This is a genomic window from Streptomyces chryseus (assembly GCF_014650755.1).
GTDB lineage: Bacteria > Actinomycetota > Actinomycetes > Streptomycetales > Streptomycetaceae > Streptomyces > Streptomyces chryseus.
Map to the genome: position 1 here is coordinate 29720 of NZ_BMVO01000021.1, position 15106 is coordinate 44825.

General features: G+C 71.7%; 15 protein-coding genes. 8 read left to right on the forward strand and 7 right to left on the reverse strand.

What is annotated here, in order from left to right:
• Nucleotides 1–154: 154 nt before the first annotated feature.
• Entirely contained in the window at nucleotides 155–1201 is a 1047-nt protein-coding gene (locus tag IE185_RS25220) for an LLM class flavin-dependent oxidoreductase (RefSeq protein ID WP_138897599.1), read from the forward strand.
• Between the two features lie 69 nt (nucleotides 1202–1270).
• Here IE185_RS25220 and IE185_RS25225 read toward each other — a convergent pair whose 3' ends face one another.
• Nucleotides 1271–1663 carry an SCO5389 family protein gene (locus tag IE185_RS25225; RefSeq protein WP_138897598.1) on the reverse strand — a complete coding sequence of 131 codons (393 nt, stop codon included), beginning with the start codon at nucleotides 1661–1663 and terminating at the stop codon, nucleotides 1271–1273.
• A gap of 210 nt (nucleotides 1664–1873) precedes the next feature.
• Here IE185_RS25225 and nucS point away from each other — a divergent pair, with 210 nt between their 5' ends.
• Nucleotides 1874–2545, forward strand: coding sequence for an endonuclease NucS (nucS, locus tag IE185_RS25230; RefSeq protein WP_138897597.1), 672 nt, complete (start codon nucleotides 1874–1876; stop codon nucleotides 2543–2545).
• 131 nt (nucleotides 2546–2676) lie between these two features.
• On the opposite strand, the gene IE185_RS25235 is transcribed toward nucS, so the two are convergent.
• The 4 genes from IE185_RS25235 to IE185_RS25250 all read right to left on the reverse strand — a co-directional run bounded on the left by IE185_RS25235 (nucleotide 2677) and on the right by IE185_RS25250 (nucleotide 7706).
• Nucleotides 2677–5370 (reverse strand): ATP-binding protein, encoded by a 2694-nt coding sequence (locus IE185_RS25235; RefSeq protein ID WP_138897596.1) that lies wholly within the window; start codon nucleotides 5368–5370, stop codon nucleotides 2677–2679.
• 237 nt (nucleotides 5371–5607) lie between these two features.
• Nucleotides 5608–5931 (reverse strand): STAS domain-containing protein, encoded by a 324-nt coding sequence (locus tag IE185_RS25240; RefSeq protein WP_069926899.1) that lies wholly within the window; start codon nucleotides 5929–5931, stop codon nucleotides 5608–5610.
• A gap of 146 nt (nucleotides 5932–6077) precedes the next feature.
• Nucleotides 6078–6926, reverse strand: a complete 849-nt coding sequence (locus tag IE185_RS25245; RefSeq protein WP_138898633.1) for a 3-hydroxyacyl-CoA dehydrogenase family protein — start codon at nucleotides 6924–6926, stop codon at nucleotides 6078–6080.
• 138 nt (nucleotides 6927–7064) lie between these two features.
• Nucleotides 7065–7706 (reverse strand): TetR/AcrR family transcriptional regulator, encoded by a 642-nt coding sequence (locus IE185_RS25250; RefSeq protein ID WP_138898632.1) that lies wholly within the window; start codon nucleotides 7704–7706, stop codon nucleotides 7065–7067.
• Between the two features lie 79 nt (nucleotides 7707–7785).
• On the opposite strand from IE185_RS25250, the gene IE185_RS25255 reads away from it, so the two are divergent.
• The 3 genes from IE185_RS25255 to IE185_RS25265 are packed head-to-tail and all read left to right on the forward strand — an operon-like array spanning nucleotide 7786 to nucleotide 9923.
• Nucleotides 7786–8568, forward strand: coding sequence for an ABC transporter ATP-binding protein (locus IE185_RS25255; protein WP_138898631.1), 783 nt, complete (start codon nucleotides 7786–7788; stop codon nucleotides 8566–8568).
• Between the two features lie 13 nt (nucleotides 8569–8581).
• Nucleotides 8582–9337: an ABC transporter permease gene (locus IE185_RS25260; protein ID WP_138898630.1), complete on the forward strand. Its 756-nt coding sequence runs from the start codon at nucleotides 8582–8584 to the stop codon at nucleotides 9335–9337.
• Between the two features lie 13 nt (nucleotides 9338–9350).
• Nucleotides 9351–9923, forward strand: a complete 573-nt coding sequence (locus IE185_RS25265) for a cob(I)yrinic acid a,c-diamide adenosyltransferase (protein WP_138909656.1) — start codon at nucleotides 9351–9353, stop codon at nucleotides 9921–9923.
• Nucleotides 9924–9971: 48 nt separating this feature from the next.
• On the opposite strand, the gene IE185_RS25270 is transcribed toward IE185_RS25265, so the two are convergent.
• Nucleotides 9972–10529: a hypothetical protein gene (locus IE185_RS25270; RefSeq protein ID WP_138899284.1), complete on the reverse strand. Its 558-nt coding sequence runs from the start codon at nucleotides 10527–10529 to the stop codon at nucleotides 9972–9974.
• A 156-nt stretch (nucleotides 10530–10685) separates the two neighbouring features.
• Between IE185_RS25270 and IE185_RS25275 the strand changes: the two genes are divergently transcribed.
• The 3 genes from IE185_RS25275 to IE185_RS25285 all read left to right on the forward strand — a co-directional run bounded on the left by IE185_RS25275 (nucleotide 10686) and on the right by IE185_RS25285 (nucleotide 14576).
• Complete coding sequence (locus IE185_RS25275; protein WP_138899285.1) at nucleotides 10686–11885, forward strand: sensor histidine kinase; 1200 nt, start codon at nucleotides 10686–10688, stop codon at nucleotides 11883–11885.
• A complete protein-coding gene (locus tag IE185_RS25280; RefSeq protein WP_138906497.1) occupies nucleotides 11882–12532 on the forward strand; it encodes a response regulator in 651 nt (216 codons plus the stop codon). Before IE185_RS25275 ends, IE185_RS25280 begins: the two co-directional genes overlap by 4 nt.
• Before the next feature lie 193 nt (nucleotides 12533–12725).
• Nucleotides 12726–14576: a glycoside hydrolase family 18 chitinase gene (locus tag IE185_RS25285; protein ID WP_138894094.1), complete on the forward strand. Its 1851-nt coding sequence runs from the start codon at nucleotides 12726–12728 to the stop codon at nucleotides 14574–14576.
• 77 nt (nucleotides 14577–14653) lie between these two features.
• Here the strand turns inward: IE185_RS25285 and IE185_RS25290 are convergent, their stop codons facing one another.
• Nucleotides 14654–15100: a DUF2550 domain-containing protein gene (locus IE185_RS25290; RefSeq protein WP_138894095.1), complete on the reverse strand. Its 447-nt coding sequence runs from the start codon at nucleotides 15098–15100 to the stop codon at nucleotides 14654–14656.
• Nucleotides 15101–15106 lie beyond the last annotated feature (6 nt).

Here is a 15106-nt window from a genome sequence, read left to right on the forward strand (position 1 = left end):
GTACACGTATCGCAGCGCGCGCGGGAACGCCGCCCGCCCGGCGCGGCTTACCGGAAAATCGCAACAACTTCGCGCGTGGCCGTGCCTTTGGCACGTGTCAGACGTTGTTGCCAGTAAGGGGGATGCCGCGTCGGCCGCAAGGAGGCAATAGGCGATGCGTGTCGGAACGTTTGTACTGGCGGCCCAATTCCCGGGTCAGGGCCAGGGGGAGGCGCTGCACCGGGCGGTGCGGTCGGCCGAGGTCGCCGAGGAAGCCGGGCTCGATTCCGTGTGGCTCGCGGAACACCACTTCGTACCGTACGGCGTGTGTCCCTCGGCGGTGACGCTCGCCGCGCTGCTGCTCGGGCGCACCCGTCGCATCCGCGTGGGCACGGCGGTCAGCGTCCTGCCGACCGCGCACCCGGTCGCCCTGGGCGAGCAGGCCGCGCTGCTGCACCTCACCTCCGGCGGGCGGTTCACGCTCGGCGTGGGGCGGGGAGGCCCGTGGGTCGACCTGGAGGTGTTCGGACAGGGTCTTTCGGCGTACGAGCACGGCTTCCCCGAGTCGCTGGATCTGCTGCTGCGCTGGCTGCGCGAACCGCGCGTCGAAGCGCGGGGCGAGCGGTTCGACTTCCGTGAGGTCGCCGTCGTACCGAGGCCGGACGAGCTGCTGCGCGCGGCGCCGGACGCGGGGGGACCGGGCGGCCCCGAGGTCGTGGTCGCCTGCACCTCTCCCAAGAGCGTGCGGCTGGCCGCCGAGCGCGGGCTGCCGATGCTGCTCGGCATGCACTGCGGCGACGAGGACAAGGCGGAGATGGTCGCGCTGTGGCGCAGGCTCGCGCTCGCCGCGGGACATGAGCCGGAAACGGTCGCCGCGGCGGGCCATGTGTCGGCCGGCGTGGCGCAGATCGCGGACAGCGCGGCCGACGCCACGGAGACGCTGACCAAGGCGATGCCGGGCTGGCTCAAGCAGGGTCTGGACGCCCATGTGACGGTCGACGGGCGTCACCGCGCGATGCGGGACCCCTTCGCCTACACGGAGATGCTGTGCTCGCTCCATCCCGTCGGCCCGCCGCGGCTGGCCGCCGACCGGCTGGCGGCCACCGCGGAACGGACCGGGATCACGCGCTTCGCGCTGCTCGTCGAGGGGTCGGGCGACCTTGTGGCCACCGAGGAGAACGTACGGCTGCTGGGGTCCGACGTACTGCCCCTGCTGTCCTGACACGGCGGTCCGGCACCGTCGCTCCGCATCAGTGTTGCAGGCACGATGCGGAGCGACGACAGCACTGCCTCAGCAGTCCCGCAGCGTAGGCGACTGGTTGAGCAGCTGGCCCCGGATCGACGTGAAGCGACTGAGCCGCTCGTCCGACGAGGAGTCCACCGGGAACACCGCTACGCGGTGGCAGTTCTGGAATGCGAGACGTACGCCGAAGTGCCGCTGGAGCGCACCGCGAATCGCGTCACTCGCGAGTGCGCGCAGCAGCTGACCACGTGCCTGCTCGTCCGGCGGAGGCGTCTGGTTGTCGGCGAACTCGCCACCGTCGACCTTCAGCTGAGCCACCAGAGAGCTGATCATCTCCCATGCGTAAGGCAGGGAGGTCCGGACGCAGTCGACGAAGGCGGCTTCGTCGACATCGCCTCGCTCGGCCTGTTCCAACAGTGCCGGTGAGACGTCGAGCGACATGGGTTCTCCTCTCGCGACCCCGGGACCGGGGTCTTACGGGCAGGGAAGACGGACGACGACGCAGAGTGCACGTACGACGACCTCCTGCATCCAAGTTAAGCGTGCGGTCCGGGCCGCACCAGGAGATTGGGAACACAACCAGCCATCAACGAAGGGGGGCTTACTGGGCGAATCGCGTAGACCGATCGTCGTCGAGTAGCGTTGCGCCTCATGCGTCTCGTCATTGCCCGCTGCTCCGTGGACTACGCGGGCCGGCTCACTGCCCACTTGCCCTCCGCTCCCCGTCTGATCCTGGTGAAGGCGGACGGCAGCGTCTCGATCCACGCCGACGACCGGGCGTACAAACCGCTCAACTGGATGTCTCCGCCATGCACCCTCAAGGAGGGCGCGGGTGACGACGCCGGGACCTGGACGGTGATCAACAAGGCGGGCGAGAAACTGATCATCACCATGGAGGAAGTCCTCCACGACTCGTCCCACGAGCTGGGCGTCGACCCGGGGCTCATCAAGGACGGCGTGGAAGCGCACCTCCAGGAACTGCTCGCCGACCGCATCGACACCCTCGGCGAGGGCTATTCGCTGATCCGCCGCGAATACCCCACGGCCATCGGGCCGGTGGACATCCTGTGCCGGGACGCGGACGGGGCGACGGTCGCGGTGGAGCTGAAGCGGCGCGGCGACATCGACGGCGTCGAGCAGCTCACCCGCTACCTGGAGCTGCTCAACCGCGACCCGCACCTCGCGCCGGTGAAGGGCATCTTCGCGGCGCAGGAGATCAAGCCGCAGGCGCGCGTCCTGGCGACGGACCGCGGGATCGGGTGCGTGGTCCTGGACTACAACGCGATGCGCGGCATCGAGGACGACAAGCTCCGCCTGTTCTGAGGGCCCGTCCGGCCGCTTGTACGGGCGAGGGGCGGCGCCCCCTGCCCGACGACGTCACCACGCGTGGGGCGGGCGGGGGAAGTGCCCCTCCCGCCCCCACGCGTCTCTCCGTGGCCCGGGTGCCGGGCGCGCTAGGACGCGGCCGGGGCGCTGTTGCTCGGGCTGCCGGTGGTCGTGCCGTCCGTCGTGCCGCCGTCGGTGGTGCCGCCCTCCGCGCCGCCAGTGGTCTCACCAGTGGCGCCGCCGTCCGTGGAACCGCCGTCCGCCGTGCCGCCGTCCGCGGCGCCGCCGTCGGTCGTACCGCCGTCGGACGTCCCGCCGCCCGTGGTGGGAGCGCCGGTCGTCGGACCGCCCGTCGTGGGGCCGCCGGTCGTCGGACCGCCGGTGGTGGGGCCGCCCGTGGTCGGGCCACCGGTCGTCGGACCGCCCGTGGTCGGGCCACCGGTGGTGGGGCCGCCCGTGGTCGGACCGCCGGTCGTGGGACCGCCCGTGGTCGGGTCGTCGGAGTTCGGCGGCCTGCTGCCCGGCGACGAGTCGTCCTCGCTCGGCTTGCCGCTCTTCGACGGTTCGCCGGACGCCTTGCCGTCGCCGCTCTCGCCCGGCCGGGGCTGACCCGACGTACCGGGGCCGGTCGGCCGGCCCGGATCGCCCGGCCGCCGGGTCGAGCCGTCGGCCGGCTCGTCCGCGGTGAGCCCGTCGTCGATGTCGTCCTCGTTGGCCGACTGCTCGGACGTGACCCTGTTCCGCGGCTCGTCGCTGTCCGAGGCCGCCCCGAGCGTCACCACGGTGCCCAGGACGGCGACGAGCAGCGCGCCCGCGCCCGCCGCGACCATGTTGCGCCGGGCGCCGCTCAGCAGCGCGGGGCGGCCCCCGCCGCCACCGGCCTCCGGCGAGCGGTGGGTGACCAACGTGCCGTCGTCCCCGGGCCGTTCGGACCGGCCGGGCAGTGACAGGGGTACGACCGCCGCCGGGACGCCGCCGGGCGGCGACGCCGACTCCTCGTACCGCGCCGCCGGCACTTCCTCCCCGGCCGGCGTACGACCGCCGGGCACGAGCCCCGCCGCCGCCGGGAGGGAGCGGTCGGAGACCAGGGCCAGTGCTCGGCGTCCGGCGACCGTGCCGCTCTTGTCGGCCACGGCGCCGCGCATCGCGACGGACGCCTCCAGCTCGGCCCGGGCCCGGTCCAGATGGCCCGTGCAGAGCGCCAGGACGCCCAACTCGTGGTGGAAGTACGCCTCTTCGGCGACCTCGCCCGCGATGCGCGCGGCTTCGAGTCCGGCCCGCAGCGCCCGCTCCCACGCGCCCCAGCTCAGCCCGGCCGCGAACGCGGGAGCCGCCGTACGGGCCAGCAGGACGGCCGCACTCGGGTGCCCCGCCTCGGAGCCGGGTACCAGCGGCGCCGACGCCGCGAGGATCGCGTCGGCCTCCGCGGCCGCCCGCTCCGGCGTGACCGAGGGGTGCCCGGCCCACCAGGCGTAGTGCTGGGCGGCGGTGTGCGCCCGCTCCGGCACGTCGTCCGCGAACCCGGCCGCCTCCAGCTGTACGGCCACGCCCGCGGCCAGCCGGAACCGCGCCCCGACCGGCGAGAGCAGGCCGCACCTCATCAGCTCGCCGAGCGCGGCGTCCGCGTGGGTGTCCCCCACGAGGGCCGGCAGGTGCGCCTGGTGGGGCACCTCACCGCCGAGCGCGATGGCGAAGCGCAGGGTGGCCCGGGCGGAGTCGCTCAGCCGTGACGCGAGCAGCGCGGCGGGCATCGCTCCCTCGGCGAGGGACGGCAGGGGTACGTCGTGGCCGTCCTCCGCGTCGAAGGGCGCGTCGACCGGCTGCTCGTTGAAGTACCCGTACGCCTCGAAGGCGGTGGGGTCGGCGCGCAGCTGGTCGCGCTGCCTCAGCAGCGCACCCGCCTGGGTGAAGCGCAGCGGCAGCCCCTCGGACTCGAACCAGAGGTCGCCGGCCCAGTTGGCCTCGTCGTCGGTGAGGGGGCGCTCGACGGCCCGCTCCAGGAGCTCCAGGCTGGCGCTGCGGCCGAGACCGCCGAGGGACACCTCCTCGACGTGGGACTCGGGCGAGGGGGTGGCGACGTCCGGTGTGGTGGCGAGCAGGAAGGCGCACTCGGGCGTGGCCTCCAGCAGCTCGCCCAGCGCCGCTCCGCCGAACTCCAGGTCGTCGAGGACGACGACGGCGCCGATCTCGTGGACCAGGCCGAGCAGGTCGGCCCGGTCCGGGCGGTGCAGCGGTGCGCTGTAGACGGCGGCGAACAGGTCGTGGAGCAGCTCGTCGGCCGTGCGGTGGGCGCCGCATAGCCGTACGACTCCGTCGGGCGCGAGGTCCGCGCATTCGGCGGCGACGGCGTCGAGGAGCGCCGTACGGCCCGATCCGGAGGGGCCCGTCAATCGCACCGAGCGGCCGCGCGCGAGCAGCCGTACGAGCCTCTCGCGCTCCTCCTGACGCTCCAGGAGCGGCAGCTCGGGCGCGACGGGCCCGGGCGGGACGGGCGGCTTGGCCGCGCGCAGCAGCTCGGCGCGGTCGTCGGCGCTGTGCCTGACCGGCCGCGCGGGCCGCTCGCCGGGCGGGCAGACCTCGATCTCGCTGCCGTCGACGGGGTTGACGGTGAGCAGGAAGTCGCCCGCGACGACCTGCACGGTGCGGGCGGGCGCCGACGAGCCGGGCCCGCCCGTCTTCCCGGCGGCGCTCGTTCCGCTCGGCGCGGAGGACGGTGTCAGCGCGTCCCGTGGTGGCCGGCGCGGGCCGTCACCGGTGTCGCTCTCGCCGAACGGGCCGTTGTCGTGGCCGTACTCTTCCGGTCCCCGGTTCATCGGGTCCATGGTCCCCCCAGATGCGTCGCGTGCGGATGCCCCTCCCGGCCTTTCACACGCCCGCTGTCGCTTCTGGTCCGGTGCCCGCCGTACTCGGGTTCGTCAATCGGCAGGCGAGCCGAACCCTAGACCTTCGCACAGTATCGGGGAACACGAGGGGTGCCGCCCCGCCCGGGACGTCACAGTCTCGTGAGGATTGTGCGTCCACCGTACGGATCGCGCCGCTTCGCGCCGGCGCCGTGCCGCTCAGACCCGCGGCAGCGACTCGGCGGCGAGGCCGCCCTCGATGGCGAGGATGCGGTGCAGCCTGGTCGCGACCAGCAGGCGCTGCATCTGGGCCGGCACGCCGCGCAGCACAAGCCGACGGCCCGCCCGCCCGGCCCGCCGATGGGCGCCCATGATGACGCCGAGACCGGTGGCGTCCCAGGAATCCAGCTCGGTCAGGTCGAGCACGAGATCGCCGACACCGTCGTCGACGGCCGAGTGCAGGACCGTACGGGCGTCCGCCGCGCTGCGGACGTCGAGGCGGCCCCCGACGACCAGCTCGACGTGGTCGCCCCTGATGTGCATATGCGCTCCCCGAGAGTGCGTCGGTCTGCGTGTCGTGTTTCTTTCCTTGCACCCAACTGACTGCCGTACGGGCAAGGAAGTTGCCGTCCGTAAGCGAACCGATACCGAATTCACCCCTGGGAGTGACCCCAGGGGCTGACAGGGCATCAGTGCTTGTAGAAGCCCTGCCCGCTCTTGCGCCCGATGTCACCGGCGTCAACCATCCGGCGCATCAGCTCCGGCGGCGCGAACTTCTCGTCCTGCGACTCCGTGTAGATGTTGCCGGTGGCGTGCAGCAGGATGTCGACGCCGGTGAGGTCGGCGGTCGCGAGGGGGCCCATGGCGTGTCCGAAGCCCAGCTTGCAGGCGATGTCGATGTCCTCGGCCGAGGCGACGCCCGACTCGTACAGCTTGGCGGCCTCGACCACGAGGGCCGAGATGAGGCGGGTGGTGACGAAGCCGGCCACGTCGCGGTTGACGACGATGCAGGTCTTGCCGACGGACTCGGCGAACTCTCGCGTGGTGGCGAGCGTTTCGTCGCTGGTCTTGTAGCCGCGTACGAGCTCGCAGAGCTGCATCATCGGCACCGGCGAGAAGAAGTGGGCGCCGACGACCCGCTCCGGACGCTCCGTCACCGCCGCGATCTTGGTGATCGGGATGGCGGAGGTGTTCGACGCGAGGACGGCGTCCTCCCGCACGATCTTGTCGAGCGCGCGGAAGATCTCGTGCTTGACCTCGAGCCTCTCGAAGACGGCCTCGACGACGATGTCGGCGTCGGCGACCGCGTCGAGGTCGGTGGTCGTGGTGATGCGGCCGAGCGCGGCCTCCGCGTCCGCGGCGTCCAGCTTGCCCTTGGACACGAACTTGTCGTACGAGGCCTTGATGCCGTCACGGCCGCGGGTCAGCGCCGCGTCGGTGACATCGCGCAGCACGACGTCCCAGCCCGCCTGCGCCGAGACCTGCGCGATTCCGGACCCCATGAGTCCGGCTCCGATGACGGCGAGCTTCCTGGCCACGACACACCCCTTGATTTCTTTGGCCTCAACGCCTGTTTGCTTCAGGCTCTCCGGCGGAGATTAGCGTCCGTGAGGGGCGGAGTGGCGGCGAAGAGATGCGCGTCACGTCTCAGATGACGGACATCACACCGGGACGCCTCATTCGGCGGACCGCACCGCGTAGTTGAGCGCCTTGTCGCTCAGCAGCTCCTCCATCCCGTCGAGCAGGACCAGAGCCTCCCGGGACACCTCCACCGCTTTGCGGCCCTTGACCATCTCGCCGCCGATCCAGCCCATCAGGGTGGACTGGAGCCAGGCGAGCTGCCCGGCCATGAGGGCCGGCAGCGGATCGCCGGCCGTCGCGCCCGTCTCCTCGCGCAGGGTCCGCTCCAGGCTTTCCACGACTTCCTGCTGGATGGCCCACAGCCGGGAGCGCAGGGCCTGCGCCTCCAGCACGACGCGCATGAAACGCGCGTAACCGTCGATCAGGCCGATGGAGGGGGCGACCTCCTCGACCTCGCGGTGCAGTTCGCGCAGGACGGCCGCGGCGGCCGACTCGCCCTCGTCCCGGCCCCGGACGTAGCGCGGCAGCCGGTCGACGATGCCCCTGCTGCGGTCGAAGAACAGGTCCTCCTTGGCGGGGAAGTAGTTGTAGACGGTGTTGACGGAGACGTCCGCCGCCTCGGCGATCTCGGCGATCGTCACGGCGTCGAAGCCCCGTTCCAGGAAGAGGCCCGTGGCCACATCGGAGATGTGCTGCCGGGTCTGCCGCTTCTTGCGCTCTCTGAGTCCCTCGGCCATGGGCCCATCGTAGCTTCACTGGGCCCCCCACAAACTTAGAGTCATTGCAAACTTTCAGTGACTCTGCTTTTCTTTGGGCATGGCAATCATCAGTACGGCCGGACTCACCCGGACCTTCTCGACCAAGGCGGGCCCCGTCGAAGCCGTCCGCGGCATCGACCTCACCGTCGAGCGCGGCGAGATCCTCGGCTTCCTGGGCCCGAACGGCGCCGGCAAGACGACCACCCTGCGGATGCTCACCACGCTCCTCGCCCCGACCGGCGGAGCCGCCACCGTCGCGGGACACGACCTGCTCCGCGACCCGGCGGGTGTCCGGCGCAGGATCGGTTACGTCGCCCAGTCCGGCGGCGTGGACCCGCAGGTGTCCGTACGGGAGGAACTCGTCACCCAGGGCCGCCTCTACCGGCTGCCGAGGGCCGAAGCAGCGGCCCGCGCCGAAGAGCTGGCCCGCGACCTGTCGCTCACCGACCTGATGGACCGCACGTGCGCGGCGCTGTCCGGCGGTCAACGGCGGCGGCTCGACATCGCGATGGGCCTCACCCACCGGCCCGAGGTGCTCTTCCTCGACGAGCCGACCACCGGCCTCGACCCGGGCAGCCGCGCCGACCTGTGGGACCTGGTGCGCCGGCTGCGCGACGAGTACGGCACCACGGTGTTCCTCACCACCCACTACCTCGACGAGGCCGACGCGCTCTCCGACCGGCTCGTCGTCGTCGACAAGGGGCGGGTCGCCGCCGAGGGAACGCCGAGCGCCCTCAAGCTCCGGTACGGCGGCTCCATCGACGCCACCCTCCAGGACACCTTCCTCGCCATCACCGGGCGCACCCCCGCGCCCGTCGACACCACGCCCGTCGCCGTCTAGGAGGCCGACCGTCATGAGCGCATTCCTCTCCGACACCGCGCTGCTCTTCGGGCGGTACGCCCGCCAGACCCTGCGTTCCAAGTTCCAGATGCTCTTCGGCGCCCTGATGCCCCTGCTCTACCTGGTCTTCTTCGGTCCGCTGCTGACCGGTCTGCCCCTTGGTACGCAGGGCGACTCCTGGCAGGTGCTGGTCCCCGGACTGCTCCTGCAACTCGGTCTCTTCGGCGCCCTGTTCGCCGGTTTCTCGGTCATCATCGAGCAGCAGTCCGGCGTGCTGGAGCGGATGCGGGCCGCGCCGGTCAGCCGGCTCGCGCTGCTCCTCGGGCGGGTACTGCGGGACGCGGCGCTGTTCGTGTTCCAGGCGGTGCTGGTGGTACTGGCCGCGACGGCGCTCGGGCTGCGGGCCCCGCTCGCCGGCGTCCTGATCGGCTTCGCGTTCGTCGGCGTACTGACGACCGCGCTCGCCTCGCTGTCGTACGCGCTCGCGCTGAAGGTCTCCCGGCCGCACGACTTCGGTCCCCTGATCAACGGCCTGAGCATGCCGTCGATGCTGCTGTCCGGTCTGATGCTGCCGATGGCGCTGGCGCCGGGGTGGCTGGACGCGCTGTCGCACCTCATGCCGTTCCGCTACGTCGTGGACGCGATGCGCGCCGGTTACGTGGGGGACTACACCGGTACGGCGATGCTGTACGGGGTCCTGATGTCCGCCGCGCTGGTGGCCGCCGCCGTGACGGTGGGCACACGCGTCTTCCGCAGGGCGGGCGCGTAACTAGGCTGGCCGCATGGTCAACCTGACGCGCATCTATACCCGTACCGGCGACAAGGGCACCACCGCCCTGGGCGACATGAGCCGCACCGCCAAGACCGATCTGCGGATCTCGGCGTACGCCGACGCCAACGAGGCCAACGCGGTCATCGGGACGGCGGTCGCTCTGGGGCAGCTCGACGAGGCCGTGGTGAAGGTCCTCGTCCGGGTCCAGAACGACCTCTTCGACGTGGGCGCGGATCTGTCCACTCCGGTGGCCGAGGACCCGAAGTACCCGCCGCTTCGTGTCGAGCAGTCGTACATCGACAAGCTGGAGGCGGACTGCGACCGCTTCCTGGAGGAGCTGGAGAAGCTGCGCAGCTTCATCCTTCCGGGGGGTACGCCGGGGGCCGCGCTGCTGCACCAGGCGTGCACGGTGGTGCGGCGGGCGGAGCGGTCCACCTGGGCGGCGTTCGAGGTCCACGGCGAGGTGATGAACCCGCTGACGGCGACGTACCTGAACCGGCTGTCCGACCTCCTGTTCATCCTCGCAAGGGTGGCCAACAAGGAGGTCGGGGACGTGCTGTGGGTGCCGGGGGGCGAGCGCTAGGGGCGGGGCCCGCGCGGCGGGCCTGCGGGGCTCCGGCCCCGGGCCCGCCTACCCCAGCGGCTGCCGATCCCCGGCCGGTTCCTGCTTAGGGAAGAGCGTGTACGACGCGGCGATGACCGCGTTGATGCCGATCACGAAGAGCATCTTCTGCTGCCACGCCCGCAGCGATCCGATCTCCCCGTCCCCGCCGACGTACCAGATCGCGGCCTGGAGCAGCCCGGTGGCGATGGCCGCCGCCAGCATCCAGCGCCCGGCGATCCTCCACTCGTGCACCGCCCGGGCCGTCCCGTACTTCGGCGGCCGCACCGGAGGCGGTCCGCCGGCGAAGCGGTGGGCGAACCTGGCGTCGACCCACTTGATGGTGCGGTGGCCGAGCGCGACCGTGAAGCCGATGTAGACGGCGGCGAGCCCGTGCTTCCAGTCCGGCTCCGCGCCGTTCTTCAGATCGACCGCCGTGACGACCAGCAGCAGGACCTCCAGCAGCGGCTCCATGAGCAGCACGGCCGCCCCGGCGCGCGGCATCCTCGCCAGGTAGCGCAGGGCCAGTCCCCCGGCCAGCAGTACCCAGAAGCCGACTTCGCACATGATGATCAGCGTGACGATCACGGTGTTCACTCTCCTCCCGTTGTGCTTCCCACCCTCCCGTCCGCGGGCCCCCGAAGCGTCATCGCCAGTGACGAACCGGCACTGCATCCTTCGATGTAGCCCCGGCTCACCCCGCACGGGGACGACGAGCCGGTGCGCGCCGTGTTGGATGGTGACGTGACCCGCTTCCCCCGCCCGCATCGCGACGGCGTCCTGCTCGCGGTGATCGGCCTGCTCGGCGGAGTCCTGCTGTGGGGCCTCGGGCTGCACACCTCCGCCGTCCGCGACCTCCTGCCGTCGTGGGCGACCCTCGTACCGCTCGCGGTGATGTCCTTCCTGGAGCTGCTGCGCAGGTCGTGCCCCCGCACGGCCCTGCTCGCCGGCACGGTCGCCCTGATCGCGAACGAGTTCACCGACGGCAACCTGGCGACCATCCTCATGTACACGGACCTGATGTACGCCGCCGTGGTGTACGGCACGCCCGGAGCGGCCCGCCGGATCCCCGTCGCCACGGGTCTGATCTCGGTGGCCGTGACGATCGCCGCCCTGGCCTGGCTGCGCACCCCGGAGGCGCTCCTCATCGGTGTCGTCACCGGCCTGGTGTCCTTCGCGCCCGCGCTCACCGGCGCCAGCCTGCGCAACCACCGCGAGGCGGCCGAGGCGGCCCGGCTGCGCGCCGAGCAGACCGCGCTGCTGGCGGAGATCGACCGCGGCCAGGCCATCGCCGCCGAACGGTCCCGGATGGCGCGCGAGCTGCACGACATGGTGGCCAACAACCTGTCCGCCATCGCCATCCACTCCACCGCCGCGCTGTCCATCGGGGAGCCGAAGGCGTCCACGGACGCGCTCACCGTCATCCGGGAGAACAGCGTCCAGGGCCTGGCCGAGATGCGCCGCCTCATCGGCCTGCTCCGCGACACCGGCGGCGGTCAGGAACCGGCCGTCGCCCCCGCCCTGGACGGGCTCGACGCGCTGGTCGCCCAGGTCCGCACGGTGGGCGCCGACAGCGGGCTCGTGTTCGCTCTCGACGACCGCCGCGAGCCGGGCACGCGGCTGCCGGCGCCGGTCGAGATGGCCGCGTACCGCATCGTCCAGGAGTCCCTCACCAACGCCCTCAAGCACGCCTCCCCCGGCCCGGTCACCGTGACGCTCGCGCACACCGACCACACGCTGACGGTGGGGGTGACCAGCCCGTACGGCGAGGGGCCCGGCCCCCGCGCGCCCGGCTCCGGCGCCGGCCTGGTGGGGATGCGGGAGCGGGTGACGCTGCTCGACGGGGCGCTGGAGGCCGGCCCCGTCACGGCGGCGGACGGCACGAAGATCTGGCAGGTACGGGCGCAGTTGCCCGCAGAGGACGATACGGAGCCGCACTCATGACGATTCGCGTGCTGGTCGCGGAGGACCAGTCGGCCGTACGGGCGGGCCTGGTGCTCATCCTGAACAGCGCCGGGGACATCGAGGTCGTCGGGGAGGCGGCGGACGGCGAGGCGGCGGTCGCCATGGCCCGCGAGCTGCGCCCGGACCTCGTCCTGATGGACGTGCAGATGCCGCGCGTCGACGGGGTGACGGCGACCCGGCAGGTGGTGGCGGAGCGGCTCGCCGACGTGCTGATGCTGACGACCTTCGACCTCGACGAGTACGTGTTCGGGGCGCTGCGGGCGGGGGCGGCGGGCTTCCTGCTGAAGAACACCGACGCGAAGGACCTGATCGAGGCGGTACGCACGGTGGCACGCGGCGAGGGCCTGATCGCGCCCGCCGTGACCCGGCGGCTGATCGCGGAGTTCGCCTCGCCCGCTCCCGTACGGGCGGCCGGCGCGCCGGGGCCCGAGGCGCTGGAGTCCCTGACCCGGCGGGAGCGCGAGGTGCTGTCGTGTCTCGGTGAGGGGATGTCGAACGCCGAGATCGCCCGGCGCCTGACCATGGCCGAGGCCACGGTGAAGACCCATGTGAGCCGCCTGCTGGGGAAGCTGGAGCTGCGCAGCCGGGTGCAAGCGGCCGTGCTCGCTCAGGAGTTGGGGATCTGACCGGCGGGTGTCCCGGGGGTGACGTACGCCGGACCGTCCGCCCTCCATCTCTGGTCCAGACCTCTTGACGATTGGTCCAGACCTTCCTACGCTCACCGCACCGCAGTGGTGAGCGTGTCATGTCAAAAAGTGCTCGCCAGGCGGCGCAGGTCCCATCCCCGTTCACCGCCGGACCTCTCTCTTGGGAGCACCCTTGAGTACACTCACCCCCCTACGCACCCGCTTCAGAATTAGAGCGGCAGCCGGTCTCACCGCGCTGGTCGTCCCCCTGGCCGCCATGGTCGCACTGGCCTCCCCCGCGCAGGCCGCCGCGTCGGCGACCGCCTCGTACACCAAGGTCTCCGACTGGGGCACCGGCTTCGAGGGCAAGTGGACGGTGAAGAACACCGGCACCACCACCCTCAGCACCTGGACCGTGGAGTGGGACTTCCCCGCCGGTACGGCCGTCACTTCCGCCTGGGACACCGACGTCACCAACTCCGGCAACCACTGGACCGCCAAGAACAAGTCCTGGGGCGGCAACCTGGCCCCCGGCGCCACCGTCTCCTTCGGCTTCAACGGGACGGGCACCGGCTCCCCCAGCGGCTGCAAGCTCAACGGCGGCTCCTGCGACGGCGGTTCCGTGCCCGGCGACACCCCGCCGACCGCACCCGGCACCCCCTCCGCGAGCACCATCACCGACACGTCGGTGAAGCTCTCGTGGACCGCGTCCACCGACGACAAGGGCGTCAAGAACTACGACGTGCTGCGCGACGGCGCCAAGGTCGCGACGGTCACCACCCCGTCGTACACGGACACCGGTCTGAGCGCGGGCACCGACTACTCCTACTCGGTGCAGGCCCGTGACACCGCCGACCAGACGGGCCCGGTCAGCGGCGCCCGCGCGGTCAGGACCACCGGCGGCGGCACCGACCCGGGTCCCGGCCCCGGCGACCAGGTCAAGCTCGGCTACTTCACCGAGTGGGGCATCTACGGACGCAACTACCACGTGAAGAACCTGGACACCTCGGGCTCCGCCGCGAAGATCACGCACATCAACTACTCGTTCGGCAACGTCCAGGGTGGCAAGTGCACCATGGGCGACAGCTTCGCGGCGATCGACAAGGCGTACACCGCCGACCAGAGCGTCGACGGCAAGGCCGACACCTGGGACCAGCCGCTGCGCGGCAACTTCAACCAGCTGCGCAAGCTCAAGGCGAAGTACCCGCACATCAAGGTGCTGTGGTCGTTCGGCGGCTGGACCTGGTCCGGCGGCTTCACCGAGGCGGTCAAGAACCCGGCCGCGTTCGCCGACTCCTGTTACAAGCTGGTGGAGGACCCGCGCTGGGCCGACGTCTTCGACGGCATCGACCTCGACTGGGAGTACCCGAACGCCTGCGGTCTGTCCTGCGACACGAGCGGCCCGGCCGCGTTCAAGAACATGATGCAGGCCATGCGCGGCAAGTTCGGTACGAACAACCTGGTCACCGCCGCGATCACGGCCGACGCCTCGGCCGGCGGCAAGATCGACGCCACCGACTACGCCGGAGCGGCCGCGTACTCCGACTGGTACAACGTGATGACGTACGACTTCTTCGGCGCCTGGGCGGCCAAGGGCCCGACGGCCCCGCACTCCCCGCTGACCTCGTACGCCGGCATCCCGCAGGCCGGCTTCAACTCGGCGGAGGCCATCGCCAAGCTCAAGGCCCAGGGCGTCCCCGCGAAGAAGCTGCTGCTCGGCATCGGCTTCTACGGGCGCGGCTGGACCGGCGTCACGCAGAAGGAGCCGGGCGGCACCGCGACCGGCGCGGCCGCCGGTACGTACGAGTCGGGCATCGAGGACTACAAGGTCCTCAAGACCAAGTGCCCGGCGAACGGCACCGTCGCCGGCACGGCCTACGCCCACTGCGGCACCGACTGGTGGAGCTACGACACCCCCGCCACCATCGGCACCAAGATGACCTGGGCGAAGGGCCAGGGCCTGGGAGGCGCCTTCTTCTGGGAGTTCAGCGGCGATACCGCCAACGGCGAACTGGTGACCGCGATCAACAACGGTCTGAAGTAGTAGAGATCTGCAGCACAAAGGCTTGAAATAGTCGGGGGGACGGGCTGCGGCCCGTCCCCCCGATTGCGTTGCGTCGGCTACGCCACGTTGACGCGCTGGCCCGGAGGCGCGGCCTCCAGCCAGGCGAGGAACCCGGTGAGGGCGTCCTCGCTCATCGCCAGCTCCAGCCGCGTGCCGCGGTGCGCGCACACGAGGATGCAGGCGTCGGACAGCAGCGCCAGCTCCTCCTCGCCCTCCGGGACGCGGCGCGAGAGCACCTCGATCGCGGAGCGTTCCAGGACGCGGCGGGGGCGGGGGGCGTACGAGAAGACGCGGAACCAGTCGACGCGGTCGCCGCTGTAGCGGGCCACGCCGTACACCCAGCCCTTGCCGGAGCGGTCCGGCTCCTCGGGAACGTTCCAGCGCAGACTGCAGTCGAAAGTGCCGCCGGAACGCTGGATCAGCCGGCGGCGCAGTCCGAAGACGAACAGTCCCACCAGTACCAGCGCGACTACCGAGCCGCTCACGAGCAGAGCGAGGAACATCTCCAC

Coding starts and splice junctions, on each gene's coding strand:
- IE185_RS25290 (WP_138894095.1), bottom strand. CDS start 15,100: ATGTTCCTCGCTCTGCTCGTGAGCGGCTCGGTAGTCGCGCTGGTACTG.
- IE185_RS25225 (WP_138897598.1), bottom strand. CDS start 1,663: ATGTCGCTCGACGTCTCACCGGCACTGTTGGAACAGGCCGAGCGAGGC.
- IE185_RS25280 (WP_138906497.1), top strand. CDS start 11,882: ATGACGATTCGCGTGCTGGTCGCGGAGGACCAGTCGGCCGTACGGGCG.
- IE185_RS25235 (WP_138897596.1), bottom strand. CDS start 5,370: ATGGACCCGATGAACCGGGGACCGGAAGAGTACGGCCACGACAACGGC.
- IE185_RS25265 (WP_138909656.1), top strand. CDS start 9,351: ATGGTCAACCTGACGCGCATCTATACCCGTACCGGCGACAAGGGCACC.
- IE185_RS25220 (WP_138897599.1), top strand. CDS start 155: ATGCGTGTCGGAACGTTTGTACTGGCGGCCCAATTCCCGGGTCAGGGC.
- IE185_RS25255 (WP_138898631.1), top strand. CDS start 7,786: ATGGCAATCATCAGTACGGCCGGACTCACCCGGACCTTCTCGACCAAG.
- IE185_RS25240 (WP_069926899.1), bottom strand. CDS start 5,931: ATGCACATCAGGGGCGACCACGTCGAGCTGGTCGTCGGGGGCCGCCTC.
- IE185_RS25260 (WP_138898630.1), top strand. CDS start 8,582: ATGAGCGCATTCCTCTCCGACACCGCGCTGCTCTTCGGGCGGTACGCC.
- IE185_RS25250 (WP_138898632.1), bottom strand. CDS start 7,706: ATGGCCGAGGGACTCAGAGAGCGCAAGAAGCGGCAGACCCGGCAGCAC.
- nucS (WP_138897597.1), top strand. CDS start 1,874: ATGCGTCTCGTCATTGCCCGCTGCTCCGTGGACTACGCGGGCCGGCTC.